This window comes from Burkholderia sp. Bp8992, assembly GCF_003853705.1.
Classification (GTDB): domain Bacteria; phylum Pseudomonadota; class Gammaproteobacteria; order Burkholderiales; family Burkholderiaceae; genus Burkholderia.
Genome location: NZ_QTQI01000005.1, coordinates 1 through 14,868, shown reverse-complemented (window position 1 = coordinate 14,868; position 14,868 = coordinate 1). Strand labels below are relative to the sequence as shown.

Genomic DNA, 14,868 nt, shown 5'->3' with positions numbered 1-14,868 from the left:
GGCATCGTCAATCGTGCCGCCGGCGGCGCCACTCAGCCCGCGAGCCTCTTCGTCAGGAAAATGCGCGTGTGCCCGACCGGATAGTCCGGCAACTCGCCGAAGCGGACATAGCCGCGCTTCTCGTAGAACGGCCGCGCCTGGAAATCGAACGTGTCGAGCCACGCGCTGTGGCAGCCGCGCGCGACGGCCTCCGCTTCGGCCAGATCCATGATGCGCGTGCCGGCGCCCTGGCCGCGCGCGGCCTCGGGCACCACGAGCAGGTCGACGTGCAGCCAGCCGAACGCCGTGCCGCCCCACAGGCCGCCGACCACCGCGCCGGCCGCGTCGGTCACGACCACTGCCAGCGGCCGGAATTCGGCCGGACCTGCCTGGCTTTCGTTGAATCGCACGAGCGGCGCGACGATCTGCCTGCGGACCTCGGCATCGCCCGCATCGGTCACTTCGTAGGTGAACGTCATCGGTTACGTCGGGTTGAATCGAGAATGGGGAGCCGAAGCCGCATGTGCCGCGCGCGTCAGACGACGTAGGCGCCCTTCGCGTGCAGTTCCGCTTCGGTACGTTCGAGCTCCGCGATCGCATCGCTGCCTTCGAGTGCGAGCAACTGCGCGACCAGCGCCTCGGCCATCGCATGCGCGGCCACCAGCGACGGGAAGAACGACGGGCTGTCGTGCGTGAAGATCAGCTGCGCGTCCGCGTTCAGCGCGATCGGCGAGACCGCGCTGTCGGTGATCGCGACGATCTTGCTGCCCTGCGCCTTCGCAGCCTGCGCGACGCGCTTCGCTTCCGCGGAATACGGTGCGAAGCTGACGACCACGGTCACGCTCTGCTTCGCGATCGTCCGCAGCTCCATTTCGAGCGAACCGGCGACGCCGTTGAGCAGCGACACGGTCGGGCGGAACAGCCGGTAGCCGTATACGAACCCGAACGCGATCGGATAGCACGAGCGGAACCCCGCCACGTGCACGTGCGATGCCTTGCGGATCAACTTGGCCGCGTCCGCGAGCGCATGCTCGTTCTGCGCGGCGGTGGCCGACAGGTTGTGCTGCTGCGCGGCGAGCAGGTCATGCGCGAGCGACGCCTTCGCGTCGGGCCGCACGAGCGAGCGCGCGCGCTGCGTGAGCGGCTCGGGGCGCGTGCGCACGCGCGCGACGCACAGGTCGCGCAACTCGTTCCAGCCGGGGAAACCGAATTGCTGCGCGAACCGCACGAGCGACGCCGGCTGCACCTGCGCGCGCTGCGCGACCTTGCGCATCGACGACGTGGCGACTTCGTCGGGATGATCGAGCAGGAAGGCGGCGCCCGCCTGGAATTGCGGGCTCAGCTCGGAAAATTGCGCCCGGATCCGGGACGCGAGTTCGTCGAAATTGGCAGCCATCGTGGTGGGAACGGGAACCGGTCGTTCATGGTATCACCGGCCCCGCACGCACCGGTCAGCGCAGCACTTCGACGTGATCGGCGTCGACCTTCACGCTGCCCGACCATTTGCGCTCGAATTCGCCGGTCACCTTCACTTCGTTCTTGTCGCTGACGGGCTGGCCGGCCGCCCACAGCTTGTGGTCGATCTCGACGCGGATCGTGCCGGTGGCATCGGCGAACTCGTAGTCCTCGCCGCCGACGTGCTTGACGATGCGCCCCTGCAACTGCACGTGCTGGTCGTCCTTGCCGTTGGCGAGCAGTTCCTTCACGGTCGTCGTGGTCAGCGCGGACGGCCCCGTGTATTGCGCGTAGACGGCGGCGGGCAGCGTGGCGAGCGCAACCGCCAGGATTCTGGCCAGGTGTTTCATGATGTCGGTCCTCTTCTTCGATGTGACGCCGCGCCCCGTTGAGCACGACGGCGCCAGATTACGGACCGTAAGATTAAGCAAACCTGAAGGGTCTGCCGAAGCGACATGGTGCCGCATTGGACGAGTACGAAAGGCCCGCCGCGCCGCGCCCGCATTTAAGCTTCGCCTAAGACGCGTGCGCTTATCATGGGAACCCCGGGCGTTGCTGCGCCCTGCTGAAGAGACACCAATCCATGCGCGTACTGCTCGTCGAGGACGATCCGCTGATCGGCAGCGGGCTCGAACAGGGCCTCAAACAGGAAGGCTTCGCGGTCGACTGGGTGAAGGACGGCGACGCCGCGTCGCTCGCGCTGCGCTCGACCGGCTACGGCCTGCTGCTGCTCGATCTCGGGCTGCCGAACCGCGACGGCCTGTCGGTGCTCGCCGCGCTGCGCCGCCGCGACGAAAACCTGCCCGCGATCATCATCACCGCGCGCGACGGCGTGCCCGACCGCATCGCGGGGCTCGACAGCGGCGCGGACGACTATCTCGTCAAGCCGTTCGAGCTCGACGAGCTGCTCGCCCGCATTCGCGCGGTCAATCGCCGCCACGCGGGCCGCGCGCAGACGACGCTCGCGATCGGCCCGCTGCGGCTCGATCCCGTCAAGCACCTCGTGTGGCTCGACGACGACGAAGTGCCGCTGTCGCCGAAGGAATTCGTGCTGCTGCACGAACTGATGCGCGAACCGGGCGCGGTGATTTCGCGCGAGCAGTTCGAGGAGCGGCTGTACAGCTGGGGCGAGGAAATCGAGAGCAACGCGGTGCAGGTGCACATCCACAACCTGCGCAAGAAGCTCGGCCACGACATGATCCGCACGGTGCGCGGCGTCGGCTACCGGATCGGTGACGGCACATGACGCACGTGCAACGCGCGATCGCGCACTGGCGCAACGCGTCGCTGCGGCGGCGCCTGCTGACCTGGCTGCTGCCGGCCGCGTGCGTGATCGGCCTGGTCGCGAGCGCGGGCACCTACTGGGGCGCGCTGCGCGAACTCGACGACCTGCTCGACGACCAGATGCGCAGCATGTCGAAGCAAATCGTCGTCGGCCCGAACGGCGAGCTGTCGTTCAGCGACCACGCGAACGGCAAGCACGGCTTCGAGGCAAGCGACCCCGACGCGGTGCTGCTGCAGGTCTGGCGCAACGGCTCGCTGGTGTATTCGACCGACCGCGATTCGAAGCTGCCGCCGCCCGCGCAGAAGGGCATCGCGAGCGTCGATGTCGGCGGCCAGCCGTGGCGCACCTATGTGACGGAACGCGGCGGCACGACGATCCGGCTCGCGCAGGCGCGACATGCGCGCTGGGAAGCGATCGCCGCCATCGCCGTGCACCTGCTGTGGCCGGTGTTCTCGATGCTGCCGCTGCTGGCCATCGGCCTGTGGTTCGGCATCGGCGCGGGGCTGCGGCCGCTGCGCACGATCGCATCGGGCCTGAAACGCAGGAATGCGAACAACCTCGAACCGGTCGACGTCGCGTCGATGCCGAACGAGGTTCGCCCGCTAGCGGAAGCGATCAACGACCTGCTCACGCGGCTCGACCGCTCGTTCACGCTGCAGCGGCACTTCATCGCCGATGCCGCGCACGAATTGCGCACGCCGATCATGGGGCTGTCGATCCAGTCGCAGCTGCTGCGGCGCGCGGCGACCGCGGAGGAGCGCGAGCGCATCCTCGCGCAGATCCAGGCGGGCACGACGCGCCTCGGCCACCTCGCCGAGCAGCTGCTGACGCTCGCGCGCCTCGAACCCGATGCGCAGGCGGCCGCGTCGGCGTCGGCGTCGACGCCCGTCGATCTCGCCGCGCTGTGCCGGTCGGTGGTATCGGACCGCGCACGCGTCGCCGACGCGCACCAAATCGATCTCGGCGCGATCGTCGCCGCGCCCGTGATGGCGGCAGGCAACGTCGACACGCTGCGCGTGCTGCTGAACAACCTCGTCGACAATGCGATCCGCTATGCGGGCAACGGCGCGCGTGTCGACGTGTCCGCTCGCGTCGACGGCACGACGCCCGTGCTCGAAGTCGCCGACGACGGCCCCGGGATCCCGGAAGCCGAACGCAACGACGTGTGGGAACGCTTCTATCGCGGCGAAGGCGCGCAGGCCGTCACGTCGTCAGGCAGCGGGCTCGGGCTGTCGATCGTCAAGCGGATCGCCGAACAGCACCGCGCGACGGTCGCGCTCGGCACCACGCAGGGCGGGCGCGGGCTGACCGTCACGGTGCGGTTTCCCGCACCGGTCTGATGCGCGCGTGATGGGCGGCTTTTCCACAGAATATGTTGGCAAGCTTGTGGACAACCGTCCATTAACGGCACCAAGCCCTTGATCGGAAAGCGTTTGTCGCGCATGCGCGGCAAATGCGCCGCGCGGCGGCGATCCGGTGCGCGATGCACCGCACGCGGTCAGCCACGCACCCGATTCAACCGTCATGCATGATCCGTCGCAGCCGATGGATCCTTCCTTTTCGATCCACCAAACAGATTGCGATCGACGCGGAGCCGTCGTGCGTGTCAACGTGTTCACGCTCGCCCCTGCGGACAAAGCCGGCTTTCTCACCGAGTGGAAAGACGATGCGGAATTCGTGATCTGCACCGCGCAAGTGCGCGTGCGAAACGTGGCAGCGCGTGGCATCCACCGTCATCGCGAACGCGGACTTCTCCACAGAAAATGTTGGCAAGCTTGTGGATATCCTGCGCACCGCGACGCTAAACCCTTGATCCGATGGACTTTGGCACGCGTGATGCAGACGCGGCCCGGGCGCTGGCCGTTGCACGCCCCGCTTCGCCTCGGTTCGCATCACGACGCCACGACGGATGCACGCCGCGACCGCCGCACGCGTGCGGGCCGGCTGCCGCGCCACTTACCCACAGATTGTGTTGGCAAGCTTGTGGATATCCTGCGCAAGCATGCGCTAACCCGTTGATCGGCTTGCCATTCATGCGCGGCGTCACCGTTTCGGCAACACGCGGCGCAAGCGCGTGCGAAAGCGGACGATCCGGCGCAACGGCAACACGCCGCCCGCGCCTTGACGCCCGTGCACGTCACGCATCAAGATCATGCGAGCCGCACGCGGCCGCGCATCGGCGGCGTCGCGCCGCACCACGACACATCACCCCGAGGAAGACCATGGAACACTTCACCGCGTGGCAGTTGCTCGTCTCGCTCGTGCTCGTCGCCATCGTCGTCTATCCGTACGTCCGCATCGTCCGGCGCACCGGACATTCGGGCTGGTGGATCCTGACGATGTTCGTCCCGATCCTGAACTTCATCATGCTGTGGGTGTTCGCGTTCGCGCGCTGGCCCACGGTCGACGATCGGCAGCGCTGAACATCGCGGCGACGGCCCGCGGGCTTGTCCACAGATTGTGTTGGCAAGCATGTGGATAGCCTGCGCATACCGCGACCAAGCGCTTGATCCGAAAGACTTTGTCCGCGCCGCTTCGAATGGGGCACGCGCGCGGCAAATCGCCGGTTGCGCACCCGCCCGTGGCGTGACACGCCGCCTGCCGTGCCGGTCGACTTGCTTGTCCACAGATTTTGTTGGCAAGCGTGTGGATAGCCTGCGCATACCGCAGCCAAGCGCTTGATCCGAAAGACTTTGTCCGCGCCGCTTCAAACGCGGCACGGCGGCGCGCGCGATGGCGAACGCGGCCGCACGCTGGCTTGTCCACAATTTTTGTTGGCAAGCATGTGGATATCCTGAGCATGCGTGACCTAAGTCGTTGATCGCACAACGTTTGGTCACGCGGGTCACGACTGCGGCACGGCGTGCATGCGGATCGCGCCGCGCACGCCGCACCGCACCGTTCAACCGAACGTCTGCGCGACGATGCGCGCGACCGACGCGATCACGTCGTCCTTCGCCCGCGCATCGGCTTGCGCCTGCGTGTAGTACACGACCAGCACGATCGGCGCGCCCGACGCCGGCCAGATGACGCCGGCATCGTTCGTCGTCCCGTAGTCGCCGGTTCCCGTCTTGTCGCCGACCGTCCACCCGGCCGGCACGCCTGCACGAATCCGCTTGTCGCCGACCTTGTTGCCGCGCAGCCAGGTGACGAGCTGCGCACGCTGCGCGGCCGGCAGCGCCTCGCCGAGCGTGAGCACGCGCATGCTCGCGGCCATCGCGGCGGGCGTCGTCGTGTCGCGCGGGTCGCCCGGCAACGCGGTATTCAGTTCGGTCTCCCATCGATCGAGCCGGAACGCGTCGTCGCCGATCGAGCGCGCGAACGCGGTTACGGCGGACGGGCCGCCGATCAGCTTCATCAGCAGGTTCGCAGCCGAGTTGTCGCTGTACTGGATCGCGGCCTCGCACAGTGCGGCGACCGTCATGCCCGTGCCGACATGCTTCCCGGACACCGGCGAATAGTTGACGAGGTCGGCCTGCGTATACGTGACGTGCTGTTGCAGCAGGCCCGGGCGATCGACGCTCTGCGCCAGCACCGCCGCGCTCAGCATCGCCTTGAACGTACTGCAGAACGGGAATCGCTCGCCCGAGCGATGTTCGACGACGCGGCCGCGCGCGGTGTCGATCGCGTACACGCCGAGACGGCCGCCCGCGTCGCGCTCGAGATCGGCAAGCGCCGCCCCGGCAGCCGCGGGCGCCACGGCGTCCGCAGCCGCCGCTGCCTGACTGGCCGCATCCGGCGCCGTGGCCTGCCGCAATGCGCACGCGGTGGCGGTGAGAACGACCGGCGCCGTCGCGGCGGCCAGCAACAGGGTTCGACGTTTCGATGAGTAGGTCATGTCGGTTGTCTCGTGGTGGAATGGCGACGAATCGAGGTTGAAACGGCCGGCCGCCGAGACAGCACTATCGAGACTTTACGGTTGCCTGACAAGCAACGATAATTGAGCGCTGACAAAAGAAATTCTTATGACCAAGCTCCGCCCTCATCTTCCGCTCAATGCGTTGCGCGCGTTCGAATCGTCGGCGCGCCACCTGAACTTCACGCGCGCCGGCCTCGAGTTGAGCGTGACCCAGGCCGCGGTCAGCCAGCAGGTGCGCTCGCTCGAGGAACGGCTCGGCTGCACGCTGTTTACACGGCTGCCGCGCGGCCTCGGGCTCACCGACGAAGGGCGCGCGCTGCTGCCCGTGCTGAGCGACGCGTTCAGCCGCATCGAGACGGTGCTCAAGCAGTTCGACGGCGGGCGCTTCCGCGAGGTGCTGACGCTCGGTGTCGTCGGCACCTTTGCCCTAGGCTGGCTAATGCCGCGACTGAAGCAATTCGGCGATACGCACCCGTTCGTCGAGCTGCGGCTGCGCACCAACAACAACGTCGTCGACCTGGCGGCCGAGGGTCTCGACTTCGCGATCCGTTTCGGCGAAGGCAACTGGCCGGCGACCCGCAACGAGCCGCTGCTCGATGCGCCGCTCACCGCGCTGTGCACGCCGGAAATCGCGCGGCGCCTCGCGCAGCCGGCCGATCTCGCCAATGAAACGCTGCTGCGCTCGTACCGCACCGACGAATGGCACGGCTGGTTCGACGCCGCGCAGCTCGAGCCATGGGCGGTCAACGGGCCCGTGTTCGATTCGTCGCGGCTGATGGTCGAGGCCGCGATGCAGGGTGCGGGAGTCGCGCTCGCGCCGGCCTGCATGTTCGCGCGCGAACTGCAGCTCGGCCTGCTCGCACGGCCGCTCGATATCGACGTGTGCGCGGGCGGTTACTGGCTCACGTCGCTGAAATCGAAACCGCTGACGCCGGCAATGACGCTCTTTCGCGACTGGATCGTGGCCGAGGCGGCCGGCACGACGCCGGACGCGTAACGCAGCCTCGCTTGTCCACAGAAAATGTTGGCAAGGATGTGGATATCCTGGGCACCCAGGATCCAAGCCCTTGATCGTGCACGCATTTGCTTTCCGGTACACGCATCGGGCAGCCTTTGTGCAGGGGCTTCGCACGCCTGTCGCATTCGGGCCCGATACTCAACCAGTGCGACGCAATCGATTGCGAGTTGTCCACAGATTTTGTTGGCAAGCCTGTGGATATCCGTCAGATCCGGCGCGTAACATCTTGATACACAAGGGTATTCGACATCCGGACCTTGAGCGGTCAATGGTGTGGCACCGGAAGGGCATTCGACGCATACCGGACGACCTCCGGGCACGCACCGCACGCGTGACCGAAAGGCCGGCCGGTTCTCCACAGATTATGTTGGCAAGCTTGTGGATATCCTGCGCAGCGCCCACCTAACTCATTGAGCGCACGGGGTTTTGTGCTTCATCTGCAGAATCGGGCAGCGCCGGCGCAAGCAATGCATCAATGCCGGTCGAGCCCGCCGCGCAATTCGCTCGCCTTGTCGCGCAGCGCTTCGTAGCCCGAACGCGCATGCTCGGGAAGATCGGGATCGCCGATCAGTGCGCCGAGCGTTTCGATCAGGCTGAACAGGATGCCCTTCGCCGCGCCGACCGCGATGCTCTGCGATTCGATCGACTTGTGCAGGTGGTCGACCGCCGCTTCCAGATTCTCGAGCTTGTGCTCGCCGTCGTCGGGCCGGTTGTCGGTCGTCATCGTCTACCTCCGCCATCGTTCAAGGGTCATGTCACGATTCTATGCCGCCGGGCGCGAACGTGGCGCGACATCGCGCAACGTTCGCGCAGCACGGCGCTACAGCACCGCGACCACCTTCACGCGGCCCGGCTGCTCCGCCGCCGCGACGACCTGGCCGTCGACGCGACGGAACGTCAGCGACACGGTTTCGTCGCCGACGCGCAGCGCGTCGATCCGCAACCAGTCGACCCCTTCCGGCAGCGCCGGGCGCTCGACGCGCACCTCGTGGCGCGACGCGTCGATGCTCACGCCGAGGCACGCCTGCAGCATCATGAACGGCGCACCGGCCGCCCATGCCTGCGGCAGGCAGGCTACCGGATACGCGGTCGGCGGTTCGCCGCGCCGGCGCGGGAACCCGCAGAACAGTTCCGGCAGGCGCATCTCGAAGCTCACCGCCGCCTCGAACAGCGCGCGCAGCAGGTTCACCGCGGCCGTCTTGTCGCCGTAGCGCGCGAGCCCGCGTGCAATCAGCGCATTGTCGTGCGGCCATACCGAGCCGTTGTGATAGGCCATCGGGTTGAAGCGCGGCTGGCCGGCCGCGAGCGTGCGAATGCCCCACCCCGTCTGGAACAGCGTCGAGCCGAGCACGCCGGCCACCGCCGCGCCGCGCTCGGCGTCGGGCAACCCGAACGCGAGCAGGTGGCCCGCGTTCGACGCGAACACGCGGCACAGATCGCCATGACCGTCGAGCGCGATCCCGTAGAAATCGCCTTCCGGCATCCAGAACAGCGCGTCGACCTGCTCGCGCAGCGTCTTCGCGCGCAGCGCGTAGCGCGTTGCGTCGGCCGCGTGGCCGCGCCGGTGCGAGCATGCCGACATCGCATCGAGCGCCGCGCACGCATAGGCCTGCACTTCGACGAGCGCGATCGGCCCGTCGGGGAAGCGGCCGTCCGCGTGGAACACCGAATCGTGGCTGTCCTTCCAGCCCTGGTTCGCGAGGCCGCGCTCCGACGTGCGCTGGTAATCGAGCAGTCCGTACGGATTGCGGTCGCACTTGTCGATCACCCATTGCGCGGCGCGTTCGAGCGCGGGCCACAGTTCGTCGATCAGCGCATCGTCGCCGGTGCGTTCGACATAGGCGCCGGCCAGCACGATGAACAGCGGCGTCGTGTCGACGCCACCGTAGTACAGCGCGAACGGCACCTCGCCCGTGGCGGCCATCTCGCTGCGGCGGAACTCGTGCATGATCTTGCCGGGCTCCGCGTCGCGGAACGCGGACGTTTCGCGCGCCTGGTGCTCGGCGAGAAAGCGCAGCACGCCGCGCGCGAGCGACGGCTGCAGCCACAGCATCTGCAGCGACGTGATCACCGCATCGCGGCCGAACGGCGTCGAGAACCACGGAATGCCCGCATATGGGTACGGCCCCGTGTCGAGCTGCGTCGTGAGCAACCCGAGATCCGCGAGCGAACGGTCCAGCCATGCGTCGAACAGCGGATTGCCGGTGTTCACGCGCGCCATCGACTCACGCCGCGCGCGCATCTCGCGATGCACGCCGACGAGCGCGGTGCGCAGCGCGACGCGGCCGCATCCGGGCCCTTCGCCGTGCGCCGGGCCGAGCGTCGCATCGACGGTCAGGTAGATCGACACGCAGGCCTGCGCGGCGATCGCCAACGTGTAGTCGGCACGATCGACCGACAGCGCGTCAGGCGCCGGCGAGAAATGCACGGTCACGTTGCGCTCGACGCTGTCGAGGCCGTCGTACCGCAACCGCACCGCGCCCGCATCGACGCGCGGAGCAACGACCGTGCCGCGCTTCGGGCGCCGCGTGCCGCGCACCTCGAACATGTCCTTGAAATCGGCCGCGAACGACAGCGACAGCGGCACCTCGGCTTCGCTCGCACCGTAGTTCGTCAGCGTCAGCGCTTCGTACAGCACGTCGCCCGCGAGCACGCGCGTCCGCTCGATATGGATCACGCCCTCGGGCGTCTCGTGGCCGCCGAGCGGCGGCAGCGGGCGGTTGGTCAGGTGCGCGGTGAACGACGCGTTGTCGGCGCTCGTCGCGCCCGACAGCAGCGACGGCGCACGGCCGCCGAACGTCAGGCGCCATTTCGACAGCACGCGCATGTCATCGACGAACAGGCCGTCGTCATGGCCGCCGATGTCGCCGAGCGCGTCGCTGACGACGAACGCGTCGCCGGATTTGAGCACGTACTGGTTGTTCCGCGCGAGGGCCTGCGGATCGGCTTCGGGTGCGATGAAGGCAGGGCCCGACGCGGTGGTCGGGGCGACCGGCGCGACTTGCGGCGCCTGCGTCGTAGTGGCTTCGGCGTGATTCGGCATCGATGCTCCTGTGTCGAGGCGCGACGCGCGGCGCGCGTCGCGTGTTTCGCACAGGATAGGCCAGAACGGGGCACGTGCGCAGCGACGACAAAGAGGCGACGCCCGGCGACGTTGCCGTCGCCGCCTGGCGTCGCGCACAGGCACATCACGTGCAGCTCAGAACTTCCACAGGATGTTGCCGAGGATCGCGTTGTCGCGCACGCCGCTGCCGTACTGGCCGCTGTACGTGAGGCCGAGCGTCAGGCGCTTCGTGATGTTCGCGTCGATACCGGCTTCGAGCACCGCGCTGTCGCGCGCAATCGGCACGCCCGACACCTGGAACGACGTACCGCCGTTCGCGAACGTGAACGCCGACGACGGCCGCACGTTGCCGAACGCATGGCGCCAGCCGACCGTCCCGCGCGCGGTGAACGTGCCGCTCCCGATCGAGCCGAGTTGCGACGCCGCGCGCACGCCGAGTGTCGAGAAGCCGACGTGAGTCGTCTCGCCGCCGGCACGCAACGCGGCCGCGCCACCGGTTTCCGTGTAGCCGTCGGTATGCAGGTTCACATACGCGAGGCCCGCGAACGGCTCGATCGCGACGGGCCCGACCGGCAGCGCGTACCCGACTTCGCCGAACACCTGTGCCGAATGCGCGTTGTAGCCGGCCGAGTCGTGATCCGAGAAGCCCGCGAAGCCGGGGTAACGGTCGCTGTTGATCCGGTACCACGTGTACGACGCGCCGCCGCGCACGCCAAGCGCGCCGTACTGCGCGCCGCCATACAGCGACAGGTAGTAGCTGTTCACCGCCGCCGACGCGCTCTGGTCGTTGTCGAGCGAGCTGTGCGTGACGCCTGCCGCCAGACCCGCCCGCCACTTGTCGTTGAGCGCCATGTCGGCACCGGCGATGAAGCCCGTCATGCTGCGGTTGATCGTCGACGCATTGCCGTCGCCGGTGAGCCGGCTGCGGCCGCCGAACGCCTGCCCCCAGACGACCGGTTGATACGGCGTGCCGCCGTAGCAGCCCTCGCGCGAACCGATCCGGCGTTCCGGCGGCAACGTCGGGTCGACCGCGCCGGCCGTGTTGTCGCCGCACAGCGCGGCGCCGCCCGACGACAGCGCGGCAAGCGGGCCCGATCCCGGTGCGAGGCCCTGGCGGACACGGTCGGTCACCGCGTCGCGCACGTAGCGGCTGTCGAGCAGCAGCATGCTCTTCAGGCTCGCCTGCAGTTCGCCGTCGAGCAGCCCGTACGCGCGCCGCGCGGTGGGCGCGTCGGTCGTCAGCACTGCGTCGTACAGCGGGTTGCCGGCGCCGAGCCCGCCGAGCGCGGTCGCGACCGAGCGCTGGTTCGGCGTCGTCGCGACGTCCGGCAACGACGTGCCGTTCTCGACGAGCCGCAGGTACACGTGACCCGGATCGTAGCTGAGCGTCGGCATCAGGAACGCGTAGTTCGCGTTCACCTGGCTGAACGTGCCCTGCACGCCCGACGCGGCCGTGAGGATCGTGTAGGTCGTGCTCGGCTGGTAGCCGCTCTGGTTCGCGATCACCTGCACGGTGCCGCCGTTCAGCGTCGCCGTGCCGCCCGCCGCGAGGCTGCCGCTCTGTTGCGGCGACGCCGCGACCTGGAACGTCGAACCCGGCTGGAACGTGACGTTGCCGCCCACGTTCAGCGCCGCGCCCGGCTGCGACGCGGCCGCCGTCGCACCGCCCTGCACCACGAGGCCGCCGACCGTGCCGGTGCCCGTCAGCGTCGCGCCGCTCTGCACGGTGACGTTCGACTGGCCGAGCGAACCGTTGACGGCGAGCGTGCCCGCGCTGACCGTGGTCGGGCCGCTCAGCGTGTTCGTGCCCGTCAGCGTCAGTTGGCCGCTGCCGGCCTGGGTCAGCGAACCGGCGCCGGACAGCACGCTCGCGATCGTCACGTTGCCGGATTGATTGACGACCAGCGCACCGTTGTCGACGACATTGCCGGCCACGCTGCCCGACGTGCCGCCGTTACCGAGCTGCAGCGTGCCGCCGGCCGCGATCGTGGTGCCGCCCGTGTACGTGTTGCCGCCGGTCAGCACCTGCGTGCCGCTCGCCACCGTCACGCCGCCCGAGCCGCCGATCGTGCCGCCGAACGTGCTGCTGCCGCTGCCGTTCAACGTCAACGCGTTGCTGCCGAGGTTCACGTTCGTGCCGGCCGCGCCCGACAGCGCGCCGATCGTCTGCGCGCCCGTCGCGCCGCTCGCGTCGAACGTCGCACCCGCGCCAGCGAGATTCACCGCGCCCGTCGATGCGAGACTGCCGCCCGCGCCGAGCGCGAGCGTGCTGCCGCCGTTGATCGTCGTGCCGCCCGTGTAGGTGTTCGCGCCCGTCAGCGTCTGCGTGCCCGTACCCGCAACCGTCACGGCACCCGTGCCGCCGATGGTCCCGCCGAACGCGCCGCTGGTGCTGCCGTTCAGTGTCAGCGCATTCGTGCCGAGGTTCACGCTGGTGCCGGCCGCGCCGGTCAGCGTGCCGATCGTCTGCGCGCCCGTCGCACCGCTCAGGTTGAACGTCGCGCCCGTGCCTGCCAGATTCACCGCGCCGGTCGATGCGAGACTGCCGCCCGCGCCGAGCGCGAGCGTGCTGCCGCCGTTGATCGTCGTGCCGCCGGTGTAGGTATTCGCGCCGGTCAGCGTCTGCATGCCGGTGCCGGCGAACGTCACGCCACCGTTACCGCCGATCGCGCCGCCGAACGTGCCGCTGCCACTGCCGTTCAGCGTCAGTGCATTCGCGCCGAGGGTCACGTTCGTGCCTGCCGCGCCCGACAGCGTACCGATGGTCTGCGCGCCCGATGCGCCGCTCAGGTTGAATGTCGCACCTGCGCCCGCGAGATTCACCGTGCTGCCCGATGCGAGACTGCCGCCCGCACCGAGTGCGAGCGTGCTGCCCGCGTTGATCGTCGTGCCGCCCGTGTACGTGTTCGCGCCCGTCAGCGTCTGCGTGCCGGTGCCCGCAACCGTCACTGCACCCGTGCCGCCGATCGTCCCGCCGAACGTGCCGGCACCGCTGCCGCTCAGCGTCAGCGCGTTCGCACCGAGGTTCACGTTCGTGCCGGTCGCGCCCGACAGCGTGCCGATCGTCTGCGCACCCGATGCGCCGCTCAGGTTGAACGTCGCGCCGGTGCCGGCCAGATTCACCGAGCCGGTCGATGCGAGGCTGCCGTTCGCGCCGAGTGCGAGCGTGCTGCCGCCGTTGATCGTCGTGCCGCCCGTATACGTGTTCGCGCCCGTCAGCGTTTGTGTGCCGGTACCGGCCAGCGTCACGCCGCCCGTCCCGCCAATCACGCCGCCAAACGTACCGTTGCCGCTGCCGTTCAGCGTCAACGTGTTCGCGCCGAGGTTCACGTTCGTGCCGGTTGCGCCCGACAGCGTACCGAGCGTCTGCGCGCCCGTCGCACCGCTCACGTCGAACGTCGCGCCGGTACCCGCGAGATTCACCGCACTGCCCGACGCGAGACTGCCGCCCGCACCGAGCGCGAGCGTGCTGCCCGCGTTGATCGTCGTGCCGCCCGTATACGTGTTCGCGCCCGTCAGCGTCTGCGTGCCGGTGCCCGCGAACGTCACCGCGCCCGTGCCGCCGATCGCGCCGCCGAACGTGTTGTTGCCGCTGCCGTTCACTGTCAACGCATTCGCGCCGAGGGTCACGTTCGACCCGCCCACACCGGTGAGCGCGCCGACCGCCTGTGCGCCCGTCGCACCGCTCACGTCGAACGTCGCCCCGGTGCCGGCGAGGTTCACCGCGCCCGTCGCCGCGAGGCTGCCGCCCGCGCCGAGCGCGAGTGTGCCGCCCGCGTTGATCGTCGTGCCGCCCGTATACGTGTTCGCCCCCGTCAACGTCTGCGTGCCGGTGCCCGCGAGCGTCAGGCCGCCGGTCCCGCCGATCGTGCCGCCGAACGTGCTGTTGCCGCTGCCGTTCAGCGTGAGTGCATTCGCGCCGAGATACACGTTCGTGCCGCCCGCGCCGGTCAGCGCGCCGAGCGTTTGCGCACCCGTCGCACCGCTCACGTCGAACGTCGCACCGGTACCCGCGAGATTCACCGCGCTGCCCGACGCGAGACTGCCGCCCGCGCCGAGTGCAAGCGTGCTGCCGCCGTCGATCGTCGTGCCGCCGGTGTAGGTGTTCGCGCCCGTCAGCGTTTGCGTGCCGGTGCCCGCGAACGTCACCGCGCCCGTGCCGCCGATCGCGCCGCCGAACGTGTTGTTGCCGCTGCCGTTCACTGTCA

The 14,868-nt window shown here is 69.0% G+C and carries 12 protein-coding genes; 5 read left to right on the top strand and 7 right to left on the bottom strand.

Annotated elements, in window-relative coordinates:
* Positions 1-32: 32 nt before the first annotated feature.
* From DIE03_RS09205 to DIE03_RS09195, 3 genes are read right to left on the bottom strand one after another with little or no spacing between them, the layout of a single operon-like run.
* A complete protein-coding gene (locus DIE03_RS09205) occupies positions 33-458 on the bottom strand; it encodes an N-acetyltransferase (RefSeq protein ID WP_124449542.1) in 426 nt (141 codons plus the stop codon).
* 56 nt (positions 459-514) lie between these two features.
* Positions 515-1,375, bottom strand: a complete 861-nt coding sequence (locus DIE03_RS09200; RefSeq protein ID WP_124449540.1) for a MurR/RpiR family transcriptional regulator — start codon at positions 1,373-1,375, stop codon at positions 515-517.
* Between the two features lie 55 nt (positions 1,376-1,430).
* On the bottom strand, positions 1,431-1,784 hold the full coding sequence (locus tag DIE03_RS09195) for a YgiW/YdeI family stress tolerance OB fold protein (RefSeq protein ID WP_034189342.1): 354 nt from the start codon (positions 1,782-1,784) through the stop codon (positions 1,431-1,433).
* 233 nt (positions 1,785-2,017) lie between these two features.
* Between DIE03_RS09195 and DIE03_RS09190 the strand changes: the two genes are divergently transcribed.
* From DIE03_RS09190 to DIE03_RS09175, 4 genes are all read left to right on the top strand, one after another.
* Complete coding sequence (locus tag DIE03_RS09190) at positions 2,018-2,680, top strand: response regulator (protein WP_124449538.1); 663 nt, start codon at positions 2,018-2,020, stop codon at positions 2,678-2,680.
* Positions 2,677-4,059: a cell wall metabolism sensor histidine kinase WalK gene (locus tag DIE03_RS09185; protein WP_124449536.1), complete on the top strand. Its 1,383-nt coding sequence runs from the start codon at positions 2,677-2,679 to the stop codon at positions 4,057-4,059. Before DIE03_RS09190 ends, DIE03_RS09185 begins: the two co-directional genes overlap by 4 nt.
* Before the next feature lie 184 nt (positions 4,060-4,243).
* Positions 4,244-4,738, top strand: coding sequence for a hypothetical protein (locus DIE03_RS38690; RefSeq protein WP_260434836.1), 495 nt, complete (start codon positions 4,244-4,246; stop codon positions 4,736-4,738).
* A 203-nt stretch (positions 4,739-4,941) separates the two neighbouring features.
* On the top strand, positions 4,942-5,142 hold the full coding sequence (locus DIE03_RS09175; protein WP_124449534.1) for a hypothetical protein: 201 nt from the start codon (positions 4,942-4,944) through the stop codon (positions 5,140-5,142).
* A 479-nt stretch (positions 5,143-5,621) separates the two neighbouring features.
* Here the strand turns inward: DIE03_RS09175 and blaPEN-bcc are convergent, their stop codons facing one another.
* Positions 5,622-6,557 (bottom strand): PEN family class A beta-lactamase, Bcc-type, encoded by a 936-nt coding sequence (gene blaPEN-bcc, locus DIE03_RS09170; RefSeq protein ID WP_124449532.1) that lies wholly within the window; start codon positions 6,555-6,557, stop codon positions 5,622-5,624.
* 127 nt (positions 6,558-6,684) lie between these two features.
* Between blaPEN-bcc and penR the strand changes: the two genes are divergently transcribed.
* Positions 6,685-7,575, top strand: a complete 891-nt coding sequence (gene penR, locus DIE03_RS09165) for a beta-lactamase transcriptional regulator PenR (RefSeq protein WP_124449530.1) — start codon at positions 6,685-6,687, stop codon at positions 7,573-7,575.
* Positions 7,576-8,068: 493 nt separating this feature from the next.
* On the opposite strand, the gene DIE03_RS09160 is transcribed toward penR, so the two are convergent.
* The 3 genes from DIE03_RS09160 to DIE03_RS09150 all read right to left on the bottom strand — a co-directional run.
* Positions 8,069-8,320, bottom strand: a complete 252-nt coding sequence (locus tag DIE03_RS09160; RefSeq protein WP_006482135.1) for a hypothetical protein — start codon at positions 8,318-8,320, stop codon at positions 8,069-8,071.
* Positions 8,321-8,416: 96 nt separating this feature from the next.
* Positions 8,417-10,639, bottom strand: coding sequence for an amylo-alpha-1,6-glucosidase (locus DIE03_RS09155; protein WP_124449528.1), 2,223 nt, complete (start codon positions 10,637-10,639; stop codon positions 8,417-8,419).
* Positions 10,640-10,795: 156 nt separating this feature from the next.
* A partial coding sequence (locus tag DIE03_RS09150; protein ID WP_124449526.1) for an autotransporter domain-containing protein occupies positions 10,796-14,868 on the bottom strand: 4,073 nt, incomplete at its 5' end.